We start from the raw sequence: 20,343 nt of genomic DNA, 5'->3' as shown, positions 1-20,343 counted from the left end.
TAATTGTTAAAGCATCAATAGGTGCTAACAACCATTCCATCAATGCACCGAAACATTAATTCGTTTTATTGGTACAAGGTATATTTATTACGGGTTTTTTTGAATTCCTCAAGTCCTTTTGTCCACGTAGCTTTAATCTCCTTTTCAGAAAGTCCTTTTTCAATTTGCTCCTGAAGTTTTTTCGTTCCCGCCAATTTCACAAAAAATGCATTAAAAAACTTAGACTTATCTGCTGTATAAGTATAGGCGTCAATAACGTAATTTAAATTCAAGCCTGAGGTCACATCAACCTGGGTCAAATCCTCCCCACAACATACTTTTCCTTGTTGAGGTGGTGTTTTTGCTCCTTCATTAGGTTGTGGCGTGAAGCTAAAAGTAAAGTGATTCTTGTCTAAATCGGGACTTCCGAAAACCTGGAATTGCTTATTGGTGCCTCGTCCAACGCTCACATTGGTACCTTCAAAAAAGCACAAGCTTGGATACAACGCAATGGATTGGTCATTTGGTAAATTTGGCGATGGTTTAATCGGCAAACTATAAGGCATATCGTGAGTGTAATTCGCCATCGGTATAACGGTCAATTCACATTGAATTCCATCTTTCAGCCATTTTTCGCCATTGATCATTTTAGCATATTCGGCAATCGTCATCCCATGGGCAATTGGAATAGGATGCATACCCACAAAACTGGTATATGCTTTTTCTAAAATGGGACCGTCCACATAATGCCCATTTGGGTTTGGTCGGTCTAAAATCAATAGTGGAATGTTCGCCTCCGCACAAGCCTCCATGACATAATGCAAAGTTGAGATATAAGTGTAAAAACGGACGCCCACATCCTGGATGTCAAAGATTAAAATATCCAAACCTTTGAGCTGTTCTGGTTTTGGTTTCTTGTTATCGCCATAAAGGGAAATAATAGGCAGTCCTGTTTTTGGATCCAAGCCATCTTGAATTTTCTCACCAGCATCAGCGGTGCCTCTAAATCCGTGTTCTGGTGAAAAGACTTTTTTCACATTTATGTTCAGACTAATTAAAGAATCAACAAGGTGCGTGTAGTTTGCCTGATCAGTTTGCTGATTTTTGTTCTTAAAGATGACGCTCGACTGATTTCCAACAACACCAATCTGTTTGCCTTCTAATAATTTTATATAGTTTTCCGTTTGATTGGCTCCAACACTTATGGATTTTAGAGGGGAATCGTCGGTTTTCGGGTTTCCATCTTCCGTCTTTGTACTTTTAGATCCGTTTCCACAGGAAATCAACACCAAAACAATCGCCGATATTATCGGGAATAATGTATTTTTGAACATCTTTAATCGCATTTTAAAATTTTGAATTACGAGTTTTTTATAGCTAAACGTATTATAGGCAGTAAAGCGTATAAAAGTAGTGTATCGGCACCAATAATAAAAATTGGTATTGCAGCAATTGCTATTGGCATTGTGGTAATGCTTATCGCGATTGCTACAGGAATCGGACTTCAACAAAAAATAAGAGACAAAGTGGTGGCTTTCAATGGTCACGTCTCAATTACCAATTTTGATAGTAATGTGTCTGATGAATCTGAAATTCCAATCAGCAAAAACCAAGATTTTTATCCTGAGTTTAAAAACGTTGATGGCATCAGGCATGTCCAGGCTACGGCTACAAAATTCGGGGTCATCCGTACTGCAACTGATTTTGAGGGAGTTGTACTCAAAGGTGTTGGCTCAGACTATGATTGGCGGTATTTTAAAGAATTTCTGGTTGAAGGAAGAGTCCCTGATTATTCGGGTGAGATGAGCAATGAAGTTCTGATTTCTCAGTATTTGGCCAACCGACTGCAGTTCAAGTTGGGCGAAAACTTTCAAACCGTTTTTAAAAAAGAAAGTATTGATGAGATGCCGTTTTTACGCGCGTTTAAGATTGTAGGCATTTATAATTCCGGATTTAAGGAATTGGATGAGAAATTTGTGATGGGTGATATTCGCCACGTGCAACGACTCAATAAATGGACCGAAAATCAAGTTGGGAATTTTGAAGTGTTCATAGACGATTTTAATCAGATTGGTGAAAAGGGATTGGAAATCTACGAAAATATTCCTTCCGATTTGGATGCGACTACGGTGGAGCAAAAATATATTTCCATATTTGAATGGATCAAAATTTTTGACAACAATACCTATGGCATTATCGGAATCATGATTCTTGTGGCAGGCATTAATATGATCACCGCGCTATTGGTTCTTATTTTGGAACGAACCCAAATGATTGGCATTTTAAAAGCTTTGGGAAGTAACAATTGGAGCATTAGAAAAGTGTTTTTGTATAATGCGACTTATTTGATCGGATTGGGATTGTTCTGGGGCAATTTGATTGGATTGGGATTGTTGTTTGCACAAAAATATTTGGGTTTGGTGCCATTAAATCCTGAAGTGTATTATGTTTCAGAAGCGCCTGTATATCTCAATTTGGATTATATCCTATTACTTAATTTAGGAACCTTTCTTGTATGTTTGTTGATGCTTTTAATTCCTTCGGTGATCATTACCAAGATTTCTCCGGTTAAAGCGATGCGTTTTGATTAGGGAGAGGATAGAGGATGGTGATTAGAGGATAGAGTACGTTTTGATCGTTTTTCCTGCAGATTACGAAGATTGGCGCAAACAAACTCTTTGCATCTCCGTGAATCTCTGTGTAATTGTTTTTAATGGTTTTTCCGCAAATTTATAATCAATAACTCCGTGCATCTCTGTCTTTTCTCCGTGCATCTCTGTGTTATACAACCAACAATTTAATAAATCAAAAATTCCACTTACCTTTGCCTTCTTAAAATAAAACGCATGCACTACGCAGAAAATATTCTTGAGACCATAGGTAATACGCCTTTGGTCAAACTCAATAAATTAACGAAAGATTTACCATGCTTGGTCTTGGCTAAATATGAAACGTTCAATCCAGGCAATTCCGTTAAGGACAGAATGGCGGTTAAAATGGTTGAAGATGCTGAAGCAGATGGGCGATTGAAGCCAGGAGGAACCATTATCGAAGGTACCTCTGGAAATACCGGAATGGGATTGGCATTGGTCGCGATCGTAAAAGGTTACAAATGTATTTTTGTGATGAGCGATAAGCAGTCTAAAGAAAAAATGGATATCCTACGAGCTGTTGGTGCAGAGGTTATCGTTTGTCCAACAGATGTGGCACCAGATGACCCAAGAAGTTATTACTCGGTTGCCAAACGTTTGAGTGAAGAAACGCCAAATTCTTGGTATGTAAATCAATACGATAATTTAAGTAATGCAAAAGCACATTACGAAAGTACAGGTCCTGAAATATGGAAGCAAACGGGTGGCAAGATTACCCATTTTGTGGTTGGTGTGGGCACAGGAGGTACGGTATCTGGCGTGGGTAAATATCTGAAAGAACAAAATCCGAATATCAAAGTTTGGGGAATTGATACTTATGGCAGTGTCTTCAAAAAATATCATGAAACTGGAATTTTTGACGAAAATGAAATCTATCCATACGTAACTGAAGGGATTGGTGAGGATATTCTTCCTAAAAATGTCGATTTTGATATCATCGATGGATTCGAAAAAGTGACTGATAAAGATGCTGCAGTCTATACCCAATTATTGGCGAAGGAAGAAGGTATGTTCTTAGGCAATTCAGCTGGTGCCGCCATTAAAGGCTTATTACAATTGAAAGAGCATTTTACTAAGGACGATGTGGTTGTCGTTTTATTTCACGATCATGGCAGTCGTTATGTAGGGAAAATGTTCAACAATGACTGGATGAGGGAGATGGGGTATATAGATTGAACTTCATCGTTAGTCAACAAAATATAAAATGGAATCAAGCCCGTTTCGTTGTTAGAATCAAGCCTGCCCGTCCGTAAATTTTTTAAAGGCGGGAATATAGACGAGCTTTATTAAGTGGACATGATGATAAAATAAAAAAGCGTCAGGATTATTTACATTCCTGAAGCTTTTGCTTTTTATTGCTTTGTAGATTATTTAACGTTCACTCGAACTCCTTCACTGTGACTCATGAATTCCGGCGCATACATGCTTTGAATGGTCGTGATCCCGTTACTCATGTCGCCGCTGTTGTTCACACGTAAATCATATTCAAAAACGTAGATGCCTTTTGGTAAATAGTCGAAGAAGAAGTTCGTAGCCGCATCTTTTGTGCTTTCATAATAGCCCAATCCGTCTTGGTATTTATAAGAAGACAAAACATTGACAGGTTCAAAACCTGCCGCACGCATATCTTTCATGTGTAGGAATTCCATAGGTCTATCGCTTCGTAATTCGATACGAACTCTTACCAAATCGCCAACTTTTAAATCGGTTTTAGAAGTGATTTCTAAAAGTTGTTCCCCTTTATCGGTATTGGATTTTAAGAACAGTTTTTTCTTCAATTGCAAAGGTGTTTCGGCAAAAGTTATTTTATCCAAATCTTCAAAATACTGCCAGTATAAACTTCCCCAAGCAATACCATCGCCTTTTTTGGTCAAGGTGACATTTGCCATCTCTGGTTTTATTTCAGAACCATTCCAAGCCGTTTTATAATAACCCGTTCCGGCTTCAACTTTAACGTGCTCTAATTTTGAAGTTGCGATTTTTTCGCCACCTATTGTAACATCTACCATGTCCGTAACGCTAAGCCAATCGCTGCCTTGCAATAATAATGCATAAACAGCTTCAGTGGTCGCTTTGGTGGTTTTCCAACTGTTGGTCTGTTTGTTTTTAAGCAACCAGATCTTTAAATTGTCGATGGTTTTAACGTCATTTTGAATTTCTGAAAAGGCTTCAATCATGAGGGCTTGGGTTTCAATGGGCGCTTGGTACCAAAACCAGGATGCCGTATTATCTTTCCAAAACATACCCAATTCGTCAGAAGTAATACTATTCTCTTTTAAGGATTTCAATATTTTATCAGCTGTTTTAGAATCTTTAATACGATGTGAAACCATGGCCATCAGTCCTTTGGCATATAACGATCTACTTAACCAATACTTTTGGATTTGTGTTTGGTAGTATGCAGTTATGGTTTGAACTTCTTTGCTTTTTGCGATTTCTGGAAAGAAGCTACGCATATATAAATAATGTAATTGGGTATAGCTTAGATGATCTTTGCTCAAATCGACATTTTTATCGTATTTGCGAAGGTCTTTGTATTCTTGAACAAATTCAGCATCTAAATAAGCGATCGCTTTTTTGATCATGTCGTTTGAAGATCCATTTACTGTACTTGATTTGACATTAAGGTGGTCTAAATGTCCAAAACCTACCAGGATCTGTTGTGTAATAAATCGGTTTGGTCGTCCGCCTTCAAACCATGCCCAAGCGCCGTTGCTCATTTGATTGTTCTGGAGTTTGCGCTGTGCCGACTGCAATTCGTTGGTCATCTTGTTCATGTCAAACAATAATGCAATACGTTTCTTTTGCTCAGTTTCTGATTGGGCATCACGTAACCACGGCGTTTCCGCGATAAGAATGCTTTTCAATTCTTCGTTCTTTTCAAGATTGCTGATTAAGGCATCTTGAGATGCCCATTGGTCAAAGACTTCTTTAATCCTTGGATTGCTGTTAGCAATATGACTAGCCAGCGCATTAGCGTAATATCTACTAAAGATTTGCTCATTACAGTCATACGGATATTCCATTAAATATGGTAACGCCTGAACGGCATACCACGCGGGATTGGAAGTCATTTCCAAGGTTAATTTATGGTTTTTAAGTGTTTTGGAGCTGTTGGCAGCGCTTGTTGAAGCTAATTTGTCCAAGGTGAATGTGCGTGTTTCGTTTGAGCGTATCCACATTGGCAAAGTTTCTGTAACCAACATGCGGTTTGAAAGTACAGGCAGTAGGTTTTGTTCACCGTCGCTAAAAGCGCCCGATTTTGCAATCACTTTATATTGAACGGCATCCACGTCATCTGGAATTGAAAGGCTCCAAGTAACTTGGGTATTGCCTTTGGCATCCACAGTGAATGACTTTCTATTGTCTGAATTGTTAAGTTTAGCATCAATAGAATTCCCGGTAATGGCATCAAAAAGTTGTAAAATAGCTTCTCCCGATAATGTGTTTTCAGTGAGGTTGGCAATTTTTGTACTGATAGAAATGACATCGCCATGACGTAAAAAGCGAGGGGCATTCGGGATGACCATTAATTCCTTTTGGGTGACTGTTTCCAAAGATGTCGTTGTGCTTTCCAAGGTTTTGGTATGCGCCAAGAGTTGTAATTTCCATCTCGTCAATGCTTCTGGTGTTGTGAAACTAAAAGTGATATTACCATCAGCATCTGTTTGCAATTGTGGGAAAAAGAATGCGGTTTCCTGAAGGTTTTTACGAATGGCAACAGAGTGTAGATCTTCATTGGATTCTTCTTTTAAGCCGGGTGGGGTTGGAACATTAGATGAATTGCTCAATTGTTGCTGAGCATCATAACTCACTATCGTTGATTCCTCCAAAGTTGATTCTGAGTCATCAACTATCATGTTTGATTTTTCCATTCGAACACCAGACGCTAGCCCTCTCACCGTACGCATCAGATTGTGATTTCCGCGACCAAAATAAAATCCAAACCAATTCCATTGATCATAACTTTGATAAGGATAGCTTAAATTATTGGTCGGTAAATACACATAAAATGGGTTGCTTCCAAAACTTTTGATGTCACGTCTTTGGTTGAAACTGTAATAATTTGGTTCATATAATGGACTAAATTGCCATTGGTGTGGTTGAAATTGATCTAGAGACAGGTCATACATGCTAGCCAAGAGTTCAGCGCTCACTTTATCACCTTGTGGACCCTTGATATTGAAACTCCAAGTTTCGTCGGTCCCAGGTTCTAATTTATCCCTAAAGGTTTTGGTTTCGATGGATAACTCCGATTTTGGATGTGGGACAGAAATGGTTTGTGTTCCAGTTTTAAAACTATTAAAAGCAGCAAAGCTGTAGTGAATGGCAAATCCACCCAAGTCCGCATCGGTTACGGGAATAACAATTGTTTTTTTGTTTTTGCTTAATGGTATGATATAGGTGTTGATAATTTTTTGTCCTTTTTCAACATCTACAGTAACCACCACATTTTCTGCTGCAGAGCCAAAAGTAATAATCACATTTTGACCTGTTTTATAAGCAGATTGATCAGTGCTCACGCTAAACAGCTGATTATCCGGAAGCGTTTTATCGTCCGGACTGAACACAAAAGTCCGTGCTTGATCTGTTACTAATTGGCCAAAGCGATCCTTACTTTCTAGAATGATGATATAATTACCAGATTCCCATTGTTTAAGGTTTTCCAATTTAATCTCCTTCGATTTTGAAGTGTCAAAATTGGTTTCAAAAACCATCTTGCCTTTTTCCCAAGTTTCTGGATTGTGTTCCTCTTGATAAGCTTCATGAGGGAATAATTTTTTAAATTCTTCACGGGATAAGATTTGATAATCCGGCGCTGGCCAAGGGCGTGGTCTTAAGACTTCTTTTGGCGATTGAAGTTTGTAAATTTTGACGGTGCCTTGCGCGGCAACAAATTCGCCATTTAAGTTTTTGGTGCTTAGTGAAAGTTGGTGTTCCTTTTTGGATTTATCCAACTGTCCTTCTACACTTATGTTGGCCAGAAGCGCATGGTATCCAACTTTCACAATAGTAGTTGCGCTCCGTGTTTCACCATTTAAATCGGTGACATCCGCAGTGATTTCGTAATTGAATACGGGCAGACTGTTTTTGTCCACACTTTCATCAGGAATGGCTTTAAATTTTATTTCGAAATTCCCATCCTTGTCGGTCATGCTTTCACCATGGGCAATTTCCTGTGGTTCACTGTTAAACCAAGGTCGGTGCCAGTAATACCAACGAGGATATTGTATTTTTCTGTGCACACGATAGACTACTTTTGCATCTGTAATTGTACTGCCAGCGTAGGCTAAAGCATTTCCTTTAACGGTTACCGAATCATTGACTTTAAAGGTTTTAGTAATTGGAAGTAGTTTGGTTTCAAATTTTGGACGTTTGTATTCTTCAACAGAAATGTTGGCATATCCATAACTTCCTGCATGGATGCTAAGGCTAAATTGACCTGTTAATCCGTCATTAGGTAAAATGAATTCTCCCGAAACCGAACCATAATCGTTGGTTTTAAGCTGCAATTTCTTGACCACTTCGCCATTGACATTTTTAAGGATCACTTCTACTAATTGATTGGCATAAACCGTAGTCTTTTTATTTTCGGTTTTGGTGGCAATTCCTTTAAAATAGACCACTTGACCAGGTCTGTAAATACTTCGGTCTGTGAATAAAAATGGGGTATAAGTAATCTTTTCTTGACCTTCCACTTGGTTATAATAACTTCTGCTATAATAATCCTTAAAATATGCCGTGTCTGACTTATGGACGGCGGTGATATTCATGTTGTAATAGCGATTCTTGGAATTCGTCATGCTGAATTCACCGTTCTTATCCGTTTGGAAGTTTTGGGTTTTGTACTCGTTATTATAATTTACTTGGTACCTCACCGTCACTTTTACGCCTTCAATTGGTTGACCATTGTTTCTATTGATAAATTGAAAAAGTTCTCTATTGGTATCAGATTTCGTCACCAACGCCATATTGGTTACTTGAATGGATTTAAATGCGAAAAACGCTCCGTTCGAGTCATTGGGAGTTGCCACAATAAGATACTGTCCATTACTCAATTTAGGAAGGATTACTTCAGTCGTATGGACTTGGTAATCCTTTTCATCCTTGAGTTGGCTGTCCCATTCCTCGGCGACTTTTAATTTTTTGATGAAAGCAAAACGTTCTTCCTGGCGGTGTGTTGTATTTAAAGTTTCCAACTGTGATGGGGTCAGCGGATAAACTTTAAATTTTAAGTGGGACAAATTCGAGTAACGAACCAAAATCAAGCTGTGCTCTTGAATTGGAATACTGTTTTCTGCAGTTAGTTCCAAGGTGGGATTTAAGATGCTATTTTTTAAAATAGCACATTGTTCTGCACCACTACTTTTTGGGAAATCCTGTGTTACCGCATCGCAGATCGCAATAGCTTCTTTTAGTTTCCAACGGACATCAGGATTGGATTTAGGATCAAAAACTTGACCTTGTTGTTGATATAGTGAGGCAATTTCAAAATTATATAGTGCTGAAACTTCATGGGTTTTATAGGTTGCTAACGCTTGTTCAAGACTCTTCAAATAAATAGCGTCCTTATCGTTAAACGTTGCATTGTCTCTCACGAATTGCAGTCGATGGATATCCACATCCACTAAAGCATAGGGCGCTTTGTCTTTTAGGTGAAAGGCAATTAAATTTTGGTAAATCTTTAGAGCTTTTAGTTGTAAGGATGTAGAATCTTGATGGCTGATTTTCAATCCTGCAAAGATTTTGGCATCCATAAGGAATTCAGGGTCATCAATCTGAAATTTATAAGCAGGTTTAGCAATGCTGTTCTCATCGGTTTGATAAAAAGTCAGAGCGTTATGGTTCAAAAAATCAAAAAGCGTTGGACGGTATTGTTTCGAACCTTTTGATAATTGCAACAATTCATTGTAGTTATCCAATGGGGTTTCTTGAAGGACTGAACCGTTTTTAAGTGAATTTTGAAAATGAACATCTATTTCTTCAAACAAGGTGCGTAAATCCCAAGTTCTGAAATCGTCCGCATCAACTTTGTTTTCCGTATGGGTTCGGTTATAAAACTGATAGCGGTTTTGTTGAAAATATTGCCAATATAAATTGGCGAGCATATTTTCTAGAATATTTTTGGTGGGAATTTCACTATTGGCAATTTGTGATTTAAAATCGTTAATAATTTTAAGTTGTGCATCTTCTTCTAAAACGAGTGCATATTTACTTTTATACAATACGCTTTTGATGTGCTGCGAGGGGTTTTTATCGGCAACTGCTAATTTGGAGATTTGTTCTGTGACCTCCAAGGCGGATTTGGTCAAGCCTTCATTTTCATGTTTTTCGACTTGTTTCCAGAGTTTTTCGTAAGTATTGGATTGTGGTTGTGCGAAATTTGCGAAAAATAGAATCATAAATAGGGTTGTAAACTGTTTCATCATATGAATTGATTTTAATCCTTGACCTGGATTTATTCGCAAGCTAATTCACTAAGTCCTTTTAAATATGACAAAATGTGTGTGACCTGCATTTGACTGAGTGAAGTTAACATATTTTGAAGTTAACTTTATTACTTTTTATCAATTAGCAAAAACAATACCACAACAATTGAAATGTTAGAATATAGAATTAAGAATGAGAAATCAGGAAACAAGAGAGCGCGTATGATGTTGAGAAGATAGCTTTTGAAGAATAGGAACTATCTACGTCGTCTTTTTACCTCGCATATTTAAGAAATTAAAATACGAGGATCATTATCATATAGAATATCAAGGGTTTTGAGTTAAATGAGTTGTTTGATTTTAGATAACAATGCGTGAGAATGTCTATTTTTGAATTCAGAAACTTCACTATGAAATTATTTATTTATTTTTTCTTTTTTTCAGTAGCGTCATTAGGTCAGACCGATATTGTAAAAACCGAACAGTTTTTAGCGAATAAACAATTTTCAAAAGCGGAAGCGCTGATGACTACTTTTGTGAAAAATAACCCTACCAACGTTACAGGTATTGAACTTTTGGGAGATGCCTATGGTCATCAGAAAAAATGGGATGGCGCCATTGAAAACTATAAAAAATTGGTGGATATAAGTCCCAAAACGGCTAACTATCATTATAAATACGGTGGCGCTTTGGGCATGAAAGCCTTGTCGGTCAATAAAATGAAAGCCCTAGCCATTATAGGTGATGTCAAGCAGGCATTTATTACGGCGGCCGAGCTTGATCCTAAGCATATTGAAACCCGATGGGCGCTGGTAGAATTGTATATGCAGCTGCCAGGAATTATTGGGGGTAGTATGAGCAAATCTCTAAAATATGCCGATGAATTGCAAAGCCTTTCAAAAGTTGATGGTTATTTGGCAAAAGGCTATATCTATGAATATGATAAAGAACTTAAAACCGCTGAAAAGTATTATAAGCTTGCAGTGGAGGAAGGTGGGTCTCTATTGTGCTATCAGAAACTTACCAGTTTATACGAAGCCCAGAAGCAACCGGATAAAGCCATTGCCACTATGGAAGCGGCTCAAATCAAGCATGATAACAATGACTTAAATTATCAAATAGGAAAAGTGGCTGTTGAAAACAATACACAATTAAGCAAAGGCGAAAAGCACCTTCTTCTCTATATTACTAATTTTTCCGTGAAAGATGATCTGCCAAAAGCGCGGGCAAATTACCGCTTGGCACAGATTTACAAACTGCAAAATAAAAAAGATGCTGCGCTAAAACACATCGAACTCGCTCTCGCTGAATTGCCTGAGAATGAAATTTTTCAGTCGGAGAAAACAGTCATTCTTAAATTATAATAGCCACTAATACACGAATGATTTAATTGATTTCTGCGTGTACCTCTGTTTATCTCTACGAAACTTTGTGTAACAATTATCTTCTTTTCAGGTTCAATTTCATTCGCAGTTCGCGTCAAAAAAACTATCTTTGGAGTCTTCAAAATCAAACTATGAACGTACATTTTATAGCTATCGGCGGCAGTGCCATGCACAATCTCGCCATAGCTTTGCACCATAAAGGATATCAAGTAACAGGAAGTGATGATGAGATTTATGAACCTTCGAAAACAAGGTTGGAGCAGAGAGGTTTGCTTCCAGTAAACTTTGGTTGGTTTCCTGAAATAATAAACACTTCTATAGACTGCGTGGTTTTGGGGATGCATGCCAAAGCAGATAATCCTGAACTCTTACGAGCTCAAGAATTAGGTTTGAGAATTTATAGCTACCCAGAGTTTTTGTACGAGCAGTCCAAACACAAAACCCGAGTGGTGATTGGCGGTAGTCATGGGAAAACAACAATTACGTCCATGATCCTCCATGTCATGGATTATCATGATAGAGATGTGGACTACATGGTAGGCGCCCAATTGGACGGTTTTGATGTGATGGTGAAACTAACGGATGACAATGATTTTATCGTATTGGAAGGTGATGAGTATTTGAGTTCCCCGATTGACCGACGACCAAAATTCCATTTGTACCAACCCAATATTGCATTACTGAGCGGGATTGCTTGGGATCATATCAATGTTTTTCCATCCTATGAAGTTTATGTGGAGCAATTCAAAATATTTGTGGATAGTATAGTTAAAGGTGGAAGCATAACTTATAATGAAGAAGATGACGAAGTGAAAAAAGTGGTGGAAGCTTCAGAAAATACGATCAGAAAACTACCCTACCATACGCCGGACTATAAAATTGAAAATGGAGAAACACTCTTGGAAACTCCCGAAGGCCTGTTGCCGATTGAGGTTTTTGGAAAACATAACTTAAATAACCTCGCTGGGGCCAAATGGATTTGTCAACATATGGGTGTTGACGAAGACGATTTTTACGAAGCCATTGCCAGTTTTAAAGGCGCCAGTAAACGTCTCGAGAAAATAGGAGAGGGAAAGAACAGCATTGCATTTAAAGATTTTGCCCATTCCCCAAGTAAAGTTAAAGCGACAACCAAAGCAGTAAAGGAGCAGTTTCCTGATAGAACTCTAGTGGCTTGTTTAGAGCTGCACACCTTCAGTAGTCTGAATGCAAATTTTCTGAAAGAATATAAAGGAACATTAGATGCTGCCGACGTAGCGGTTGTGTTTTATTCGCCTCATGCCGTAGAAGTTAAAAAACTGAAGGAAGTGACCCATGCTCAAATTGCCGATGCTTTTGAACGTGAAAATCTCATTATTTATACCAATCCTGACGATTTTAAGAACTTTCTGTTTTCACAGAAATTTGACAACAAAGTTTTATTGCTGATGAGTTCTGGTACTTATGGCGGATTGGATTTTGAGGAAGTCAAGAACTTGATGGTCTAAAGTTTCAAACATCGCCATTAAAAAAGCCATTCACGATTAGTAAATGGCTCTATATTTAAATGATGTTATATTTATTTAATCTCCACCACTTCTAAGTCAAACACTAAATCTTGACCAGCTAATGGATGGTTGCCATCAACAACAATATGATCTTCTTTAACTTCCACAACTCTAAACTGGTGTTCTGTACCATCTGGTGCTTTAGATGCTAATCCCATCCCAACTTCGGGTTGGATGTCCTGTGGCAATTGATCTTTTGTAACTTGATGAAAAAGCTCCTTTTGGATGTCGCCATAAGCTTCTTCTTTTATAATTTCAACGGTTTTTTTCTCGTTCACTTTCATATTGATGAGAGCATTTTCAAAACCCGGAATCAGTTTACCTTCACCGACAGTGATTTCTAAAGGCTCACGCTCCAAAGAACTGTCAAAAACTTGACCGTTGGTTAATTTTCCTGTGTAATGTACTTTCACTGTGTCATTCTCTTTTACTTGACTCATAATTGTGTTTTTGTGTTTTAATAAAGTACAAAACTACTGTTTAAAGAATAAAACAAAGGCTCACAGGAGAAGTTTATGGACTATTTAAGAAAAACTTAACGACTTTATGAGGGGAATGAATGGAAACTGCTTTCTAACATATAGCTAATTGATAGTCTATTTTGAAGCGGTAGCCTCTTGAAATGACAAACTAAGGATAGACTTATGCAATCTTTTAAAGTTTGGTGCGCAATCAATGAAAATTAATAAGTCTCTACACCTTCCGTGGTAAATGAGAACGACTTATTTCCCAATCCACCAATCATGACCGCTTGAAAAATCGGATTTAATTTTTCATTTCCATACCATTCAATTACAAAATTGGCGCCTGAGCCGCCAGTTTTATCCTCCTCATCTACAACATATTCCAACGTTTCAAATGGGGTTAGAAAGATGGTTGATTCTATGTGCTTTCTTACCAATTTCCCTTCTGTATTATAATAATCAATACGGCTTAGATATAACGAGTCTGTTTCACTGGTATTATGAATGCTTAGGGTTGACGTGAGCAATGTTCTTTCATTGCGGGTGCGTTGGTAAATGTCAGAATAAACGGGAACATAAACCTTCTTTGTTTTATAAAGACTGTCCGTTTTTTGAATAGATTTTTTTAATTCATGATCGGTTGAGATTAACTTTCTTTGCTCTTTTGGAGTCGTTTCTTCGCAGGCAAATATCAGAAGGAAAAAGGCAGAAAAAAAGAATCTTGAATAGTTCATATAAGTCAGTTAATGCTGGAGTTGCCTGAAGCTGTGGCTAAACAAATATAATAAACATTTCAGTAGCATCATGCGCAAAACATAGCTCGCTATCGAAAATACTGATGTAGCTTTCCTTGATTTCTACATTAGTATTTTCCGTCTGACAGCACATGCTCATACTAAAAAGGAGAACTAATTGACTTTTACGAAACCCATTAAATAGAGCACTTCGCATGAACCATTATCTGTTCAATCGAAATTTTTTTAAATCTGTTATTTCAAAATTAAGTGCTGAATGAAAAACTCCATCATCCTTTCGAAATTTACCGCGGTGTGTCCTTGATCAGGACCGACTTGGACTTCAAAGCTTTTTCCTGCTTTTTGTAAAGCCTGTATTAATTGTAAGGAATTGGCTGGATGCACATTATTGTCATTGGTGCCGTAAAAGATCATTAATTCTCCTTCTAAGTTGTTGGCATAGTTCATTAAATTAGAAGCGTCATAGCCTTCAGGATTATTTTCCAATAGATTCATATAACGTTCGGTGTAGATGTTATCATAATTTCTCCAGTCTGTTACCGCTGAATTGGCGACTGCCACATGATATACCTCTGGAAATCTTAATATGCTCATAGCGGCAACGGTTCCGCCATAAGATGTGCCATAAACCCCAACTCGCGATTTGTCAAAATACGGACGATCATATAACGATCTGATTCCCGCAGCAAAATCGTCCATTTCAACAATACCCAAATTCCCATACAACTTGTCGAGCATATGTTTTCCGCGTCCTCCAACATTCCTTCCATCGATATTCACGACTAAAAACCCAAATTCAGTTATCGGGCTTGGGAGACGAAATGTCTCTGTAAACGCATTGACGCCGGGACCACCATAATTACTTAAGATCAATGGATAGGTTTTTGTAGGGTCAAAATTTGATGGAAAATGAATCATGCCATGCAGTTTCGTTTCGCCATCCGCAGATGTAAATTCAAAGGTTTCTACAGTTTTGAAACCCAATTCGTTAAATTTTGACAGATCTGTTTTCAAAATTTCTGAGACCACTTTCCCCTTAGCGTCCACAAGATTCATAAAAGGAGGGATGTTGTGGGTTTGAGCGATATCAATAAAATGGTTTCCGGTAGGGGATAGGATGATATTATGATTGTAAGCAGGATTGGTTAATCGAACATCCTTAGTGCCATCAAGTTTAACCCGATGGAGTTGCATCTTCATGTGGTTATCGCCACTGGCCGCCATATAGTATAGAAGCTTATTTGCTTCATCAACCTCAATAATTCGCGATACTTCAAAAGCATGATTGGTAATGGCATTGACGAGTTTTCCATTGAAATTGTAGAGGTAATAATTCTTAAATCCATTTCGTTCCGAAGCCCAAATAAAATGTTCCTGGTCTTTTAGCTTATAGATTTCTGGCGAATTTACCGTAAAACTTGGCAACCATTCTTCTCTAACAACAACTCTTGTTTCACCAGTTGTAGGATTGGCCGCTTTAAACTCCATGATGTCTTGCTTCCGGTTTGTACTGTGAAAAAGCAGTTCTTTACCATTTGGAGACCATTCTATATCATATAGATAGGTGCCAATAGCGCCGTCATTGAAAGGTTTGCTGTCACGAGTGTCGAGGGTAACGGTCTCTTTTGTTTCTAAATCATAAACCAATAAATCGACAGGTAAGTTTTTGGCACCCACTTTTGGATAGGCTTCAACTTCCACCGAGTCTTGTATTTTAGTTTGATGATAAAGTACATAATACTTCTTGGCGTCTTTTTCATCAAACCGATAAAAAGCGACTTTTTTACTGTCTGGAGACCACCACATGGCGGTGTTTTGACCTAATTCTTCACCATAAACCCAGGTTGCAATACCATATTTTACTTGATTTTCCTCATTTCCATCAGTCGTGATTGCTACTACGTTTGAACCATCAGGATTACTGATGTACATATTTCTATCTTTGGTAAACGCTTTTAAGGTGGAGTCGGGTGATAATGCGAAAGCATATTGTCTGCCCCGTTCTGGTCGCCCTTGTCGAGAAAATGGAGCTCTTGGCGGTGCTTGATAGTCTTCAGATTTAATGATCTTCTTTTTTCCAATATCAAACGTATGCTGAGTATTGTTTTCAATATAAGTGAATGTTTTCCCGTCTGCGCTCCAATTGATGTTTGGTGATATTCTTGGTACTGAACTATATAATTGCGACGACATTTTTTGATACTGTTCGTATCCTGGCATATTTTTTATTTTGCCCTGAGCGTTGCTTGTGTATGCGGACATTAGAAATAAGGATACGAGAAACAAGGACAAAGATTTTATTGAAAGTCTACAGGTCATTAGAATTGATTTAAGAATGAAAAATATGTGATAATCGTAATAATTTATTGGTAATAGATTTAAAGTGTTTCTTTTAGCCACTTAAAAAACTCATGTTGCCAAACCAATGCGTTTTGAGGTTTCAAGACCCAGTGGTTTTCCTCAGGGAAATAGACCAGTTTACTTTTGATCCCTAACAGTTGAGCAGCTTGATATGCGCTCAAACTTTGTTCAATAGGCACACGGAAATCTTTTCCACCTTGGATGATTAAAATAGGCGTATCCCATTCTGAGACTTTTGTGATAGGATTGAATTCTTGATAGACTTTTTGTGCAGTCTTGTTATTTTTATCCCAATAGGGACCTCCGAAATCGTGGTTGACGAAAAACAATTCTTCAGTGGTGCCGTACATCGTTCTGGTATCAAAAACACCATCATGAGAGATAAAGGTCTTGAAACGCTTGTTGTGAATCCCCGCGAGATAAAACACGGAATAGCCGCCATAACTCGCACCAATAGCACCTAAACGATCGTTATCTACATAAGGTTCCTTGGCAAGCTCGTCAATAGCCGATAGGTAATCGTCCATAACCTGACCACCCCAATCCTTACTAATGGCTTCATTCCACTCAACCCCGTGACCTGGCATGCCCCGACGATTTGGGGCCACAATAATATACCCTTGGGATGCCATCAACTGGAAATTCCAACGGAAAGAATAAAATTGAGATAAAGCAGATTGAGGACCTCCTTGTGCGTACAATAAGGTTGGATATTTTTTGGTCGCGTCAAAATTAGGTGGTAAAATAACCCATACCAACATTTTTTTGCCATCAGTAGTGGTGACATAGCGTTTTTCTACTTTGGGAAGATCAAGGCCATTATATAATTTTTGGTTGAGAGTGGTCAATTCCTTAAAGCTTTTGTCTTTTAGGTTAAAACTGTAAAGCTCAGCGGCATGGTTCATATCGGTTCGGGTCACCAAGAGCGTGTTGTCTTTTTGGGAGATGATACTTGTGACATCAAATTGACCTTCTGAAAGTTGTTCGACCACAGGTGCAATGCGTTTTCTACCCGGATAATTCACTTTAAACAGCTGAATGGTGCCATCCACAGGTGCCGTGAAATAAATAGTGTTGCCGTCTGTACTCCATAAAAAACTATTGACTGTGCCATCCCATCTGTCGGTTAGATTTTGTTTAACGCCATTGTTCAACACGACAATATCATTTTTATCGCTTTCGTAACCTTCCGTTTTCATTTGCAGCCATGCCAAAGCGCCTTCAGTTGAAAAGGCTGGATTGGTGTCATAGCCTTTATTACCTTCCGTAATGTTTTCGGTAGTTTTGGACTCCAGATTGTATTTGTAGATGTCCGTATTGGTGCTGGTAGCATAAGCTTTCCCTTTCAGTTTTTTGCTAACATAATAAATGTGTTTACTGTCTGGAGACCAAATATAATCCTCATCGCCACCAAATGGACGTTGTGGGGTATGGTGGGGTTCGTTGGGCATGATATCGATTCCGGTGTCGTCATCCGTCCCCACTTTTTTATAAAACAAATGATTGTAACTGCCATCCTGCCACGTGTCCCAATGGCGGATATCCAAGTCTGAAAAAATATAGACATCGGATTTTTCTAGGGCTTTATAGATGTCAGTACCTTTAATGTCTTCAATGTGAACTTCCTTATGAAATAATTTGTGTTTTCCATCTGGCGACGTGTTTTTGTCGGCCGTGGCCACCTCATCTTTTTTAATTTCGATTAAATCCCCGCCCGTAATCGGCATTTTATAATATTTGGAGTCGAAGTTGTTTTCTTTAATATTTGGAGTTTTGACCTCTATAAAAATGGTTGATCTTTCCTTATCCAGTCCCTTAACGCTTAGGCGTTCTACCTTCCATAATAGTTCGGGTGTCATTTTTTGTTGGGCTATCATTAAACTACTGCTCAATATTAAACTCATAAATAAGAGTGACTTTTTCATAACTGTTCATTTTAATAATTGGAATATCTTTTCTCAAGGTTTCATCTAAGATTTGCATCAGCGCATAAAATTATAAAAAAACCTATCGGTTAGGGTCTAAAGCTACGATTAATTAATAAAAGACTTTCGCCTTCCGAATTTTAAGAAGCCACAAGGATGAAATCGTTGTGAAACGATTTTATTACCTAAAATTGCGATTGAAGTACGCTAAAATTCTATAACATGGAAAATAGTGATTATGAAGGTTTATTGTCATCTTAATCCTTTGGCGAAATAGAAAAAAAAAGCCTAAAAAATCAAAGATTTTTTAGGCTTTTAAGTAGGGTAGACATTATGTGTAACACCCTTAATTTAAAATCAACGGAATTTGATTCTGTTCTGTATTAGTATTCTGGATTTTGTTGATTTCCAATTTCAGGATTCGCATTGATTTCTTCTTGAGAAATTGGTAAAATCGTTTTATAGAATGAACGATCGATTGTTTTTGGTCTGGTCGAAATTGGAACGCCTCCAAGATCGTCATTAAAAACTATGTCCTTATTTAATCTCAGCATATCAAAGTATCGTTGTCCTTCAGTGAACAATTCTTTACTTTTTTCGTCCAAAATCATATCAATACTAATGGTGCCAGCGGTTGCAGGCGCTAAGTCAGGTGCTCTTTTTCGAATCGCGTTAAGATAAGTGGCCGCCAGATCTTTATCTGTATGGAATGCTGCTTCCGCTGCAATTAGGTAAATCTCAGATAATCGGATCACTTTAATATTTACCGCCGTTGGTGTAGACTTCCCATCTCCACTCAAAGTTGTATCTCCACTATACTTATAACTCGCCCCCATATGGGTTGCGCTAACTTCATCGTAATCAAGGATTCCCCATCTCACATCATTAGGATCTTCTCCTAAACGGTTCAAATAATAGTCACTGGCTATAAATTGACCAATGGCACTTGCAGATCCATGTCCAGATCTTCTTAAATAGACACTAAGACTAGAGTTACCTAGATCTGCTTCACTTGGAAGGATAGCCAATTCAAATATGGATTCCGATCCAAACTGGCCAGCCCATGAATTGACCCAGGCACTGTTAGAATATAAGGAATAAACACCAGAATCAATAATTTCTTGAGCGGCAGCAAGAGCTTCTGGATAGCGTTCCATATTAAGATATACCCTTGATTGTAATGCCAAGTTTGCATAATAATTTAAATAACCATTAGTCTTACTTTTAGAAAGAAGTGGTTGTGCCGCTATCAAATCCGCTATGATTTGATTGTAATTGGCCGCGACAGTTGCTCTTAAAGGTTGCTCCAAGGCATCTAAAGGTTCAAGGATATTGGGAACACCATAAGATTCCTTATCATAAGAATATGGCTTTCCATAGATCCGGACCAAATCAAAATACATTAATGCTCTCGCTGTTAAAGCTTGCCCCTTGACATCATCAAAATTGGCTTCTGAACCGGCTGCTTGCAACTTTTCAATGTTGACAATGAGATTATTGGCTTGAAGGATGCTATTGTAGATGCTATTCCAGAATCCGGAATATGATCCCGTAGTGGGAGAATGGTTAAATGAGTATAGTCCATCTAGCCCTCTTCCCATGGAGAATGTTGTGAGATCTCCTCCTTTGGCGTCACCATATAAAATGAAATTACGACCATAATAATTTGAGGAAGTCATGTTACTCATAATTCCGGTGAGCATTACTTTTGCGTCAGCAAGAGTTTGTATAGAAGTTGAAGCGTCTCCAGAATTACTTGGGGTAACATCAAGAAAATCATCATCGCATGAGCTTAACCCAAGGAATAGAATAATAATTATGACAGATTTTATCTTGTTCATTTTTC

Annotated in this window: 11 protein-coding genes; 4 read left to right on the top strand and 7 right to left on the bottom strand. The window is 38.0% G+C overall.

Annotation, left to right across the window (positions count from 1 at the left end):
* Positions 1–65: 65 nt before the first annotated feature.
* Entirely contained in the window at positions 66–1,313 is a 1,248-nt protein-coding gene (locus VLZ86_RS04130) for a DUF1343 domain-containing protein (RefSeq protein ID WP_325449021.1), read from the bottom strand.
* A gap of 21 nt (positions 1,314–1,334) precedes the next feature.
* On the opposite strand from VLZ86_RS04130, the gene VLZ86_RS04125 reads away from it, so the two are divergent.
* The gene (locus tag VLZ86_RS04125) at positions 1,335–2,570 is read left to right on the top strand and encodes an ABC transporter permease (RefSeq protein WP_325449019.1); all 1,236 of its coding nucleotides are present in this window, start codon (positions 1,335–1,337) and stop codon (positions 2,568–2,570) included.
* A gap of 255 nt (positions 2,571–2,825) precedes the next feature.
* Positions 2,826–3,806 carry a PLP-dependent cysteine synthase family protein gene (locus VLZ86_RS04120; protein WP_325449017.1) on the top strand — a complete coding sequence of 327 codons (981 nt, stop codon included), beginning with the start codon at positions 2,826–2,828 and terminating at the stop codon, positions 3,804–3,806.
* Positions 3,807–3,997: 191 nt separating this feature from the next.
* Here the strand turns inward: VLZ86_RS04120 and VLZ86_RS04115 are convergent, their stop codons facing one another.
* Entirely contained in the window at positions 3,998–10,060 is a 6,063-nt protein-coding gene (locus VLZ86_RS04115; protein ID WP_325449015.1) for an alpha-2-macroglobulin family protein, read from the bottom strand.
* A gap of 410 nt (positions 10,061–10,470) precedes the next feature.
* Between VLZ86_RS04115 and VLZ86_RS04110 the strand changes: the two genes are divergently transcribed.
* On the top strand, positions 10,471–11,424 hold the full coding sequence (locus tag VLZ86_RS04110; protein WP_325449014.1) for a tetratricopeptide repeat protein: 954 nt from the start codon (positions 10,471–10,473) through the stop codon (positions 11,422–11,424).
* A gap of 152 nt (positions 11,425–11,576) precedes the next feature.
* A complete protein-coding gene (locus tag VLZ86_RS04105) occupies positions 11,577–12,932 on the top strand; it encodes a UDP-N-acetylmuramate--L-alanine ligase (protein WP_325449013.1) in 1,356 nt (451 codons plus the stop codon).
* A gap of 71 nt (positions 12,933–13,003) precedes the next feature.
* On the opposite strand, the gene VLZ86_RS04100 is transcribed toward VLZ86_RS04105, so the two are convergent.
* The 5 genes from VLZ86_RS04100 to VLZ86_RS04080 all read right to left on the bottom strand — a co-directional run bounded on the left by VLZ86_RS04100 (position 13,004) and on the right by VLZ86_RS04080 (position 20,338).
* A complete protein-coding gene (locus VLZ86_RS04100) occupies positions 13,004–13,432 on the bottom strand; it encodes a peptidylprolyl isomerase (protein WP_325449011.1) in 429 nt (142 codons plus the stop codon).
* A gap of 242 nt (positions 13,433–13,674) precedes the next feature.
* A complete protein-coding gene (locus tag VLZ86_RS04095) occupies positions 13,675–14,190 on the bottom strand; it encodes a DUF3124 domain-containing protein (RefSeq protein WP_325449009.1) in 516 nt (171 codons plus the stop codon).
* A 255-nt stretch (positions 14,191–14,445) separates the two neighbouring features.
* A complete protein-coding gene (locus tag VLZ86_RS04090) occupies positions 14,446–16,431 on the bottom strand; it encodes a S9 family peptidase (protein ID WP_325449006.1) in 1,986 nt (661 codons plus the stop codon).
* A gap of 158 nt (positions 16,432–16,589) precedes the next feature.
* The gene (locus VLZ86_RS04085) at positions 16,590–18,497 is read right to left on the bottom strand and encodes a S9 family peptidase (RefSeq protein ID WP_325449004.1); all 1,908 of its coding nucleotides are present in this window, start codon (positions 18,495–18,497) and stop codon (positions 16,590–16,592) included.
* Between the two features lie 383 nt (positions 18,498–18,880).
* Positions 18,881–20,338, bottom strand: coding sequence for a RagB/SusD family nutrient uptake outer membrane protein (locus tag VLZ86_RS04080; protein ID WP_325449002.1), 1,458 nt, complete (start codon positions 20,336–20,338; stop codon positions 18,881–18,883).
* Positions 20,339–20,343: the final 5 nt, after the last annotated feature.

The sequence above is a fragment of the Gelidibacter sp. genome, from assembly GCF_035515035.1.
Lineage (GTDB): Bacteria > Bacteroidota > Bacteroidia > Flavobacteriales > Flavobacteriaceae > Gelidibacter.
The sequence above is the reverse complement of the archived record's forward strand: the minus strand, read 5'-3'. Positions and strand labels throughout refer to the sequence as shown.

Coding starts and splice junctions, on each gene's coding strand:
- VLZ86_RS04130 (WP_325449021.1), bottom strand. CDS start 1,313: ATGTTCAAAAATACATTATTCCCGATAATATCGGCGATTGTTTTGGTG.
- VLZ86_RS04120 (WP_325449017.1), top strand. CDS start 2,826: ATGCACTACGCAGAAAATATTCTTGAGACCATAGGTAATACGCCTTTG.
- VLZ86_RS04115 (WP_325449015.1), bottom strand. CDS start 10,060: ATGATGAAACAGTTTACAACCCTATTTATGATTCTATTTTTCGCAAAT.
- VLZ86_RS04110 (WP_325449014.1), top strand. CDS start 10,471: ATGAAATTATTTATTTATTTTTTCTTTTTTTCAGTAGCGTCATTAGGT.
- VLZ86_RS04105 (WP_325449013.1), top strand. CDS start 11,577: ATGAACGTACATTTTATAGCTATCGGCGGCAGTGCCATGCACAATCTC.
- VLZ86_RS04100 (WP_325449011.1), bottom strand. CDS start 13,432: ATGAGTCAAGTAAAAGAGAATGACACAGTGAAAGTACATTACACAGGA.
- VLZ86_RS04095 (WP_325449009.1), bottom strand. CDS start 14,190: ATGAACTATTCAAGATTCTTTTTTTCTGCCTTTTTCCTTCTGATATTT.
- VLZ86_RS04090 (WP_325449006.1), bottom strand. CDS start 16,431: ATGCCAGGATACGAACAGTATCAAAAAATGTCGTCGCAATTATATAGT.
- VLZ86_RS04085 (WP_325449004.1), bottom strand. CDS start 18,497: ATGAAAAAGTCACTCTTATTTATGAGTTTAATATTGAGCAGTAGTTTA.
- VLZ86_RS04080 (WP_325449002.1), bottom strand. CDS start 20,338: ATGAACAAGATAAAATCTGTCATAATTATTATTCTATTCCTTGGGTTA.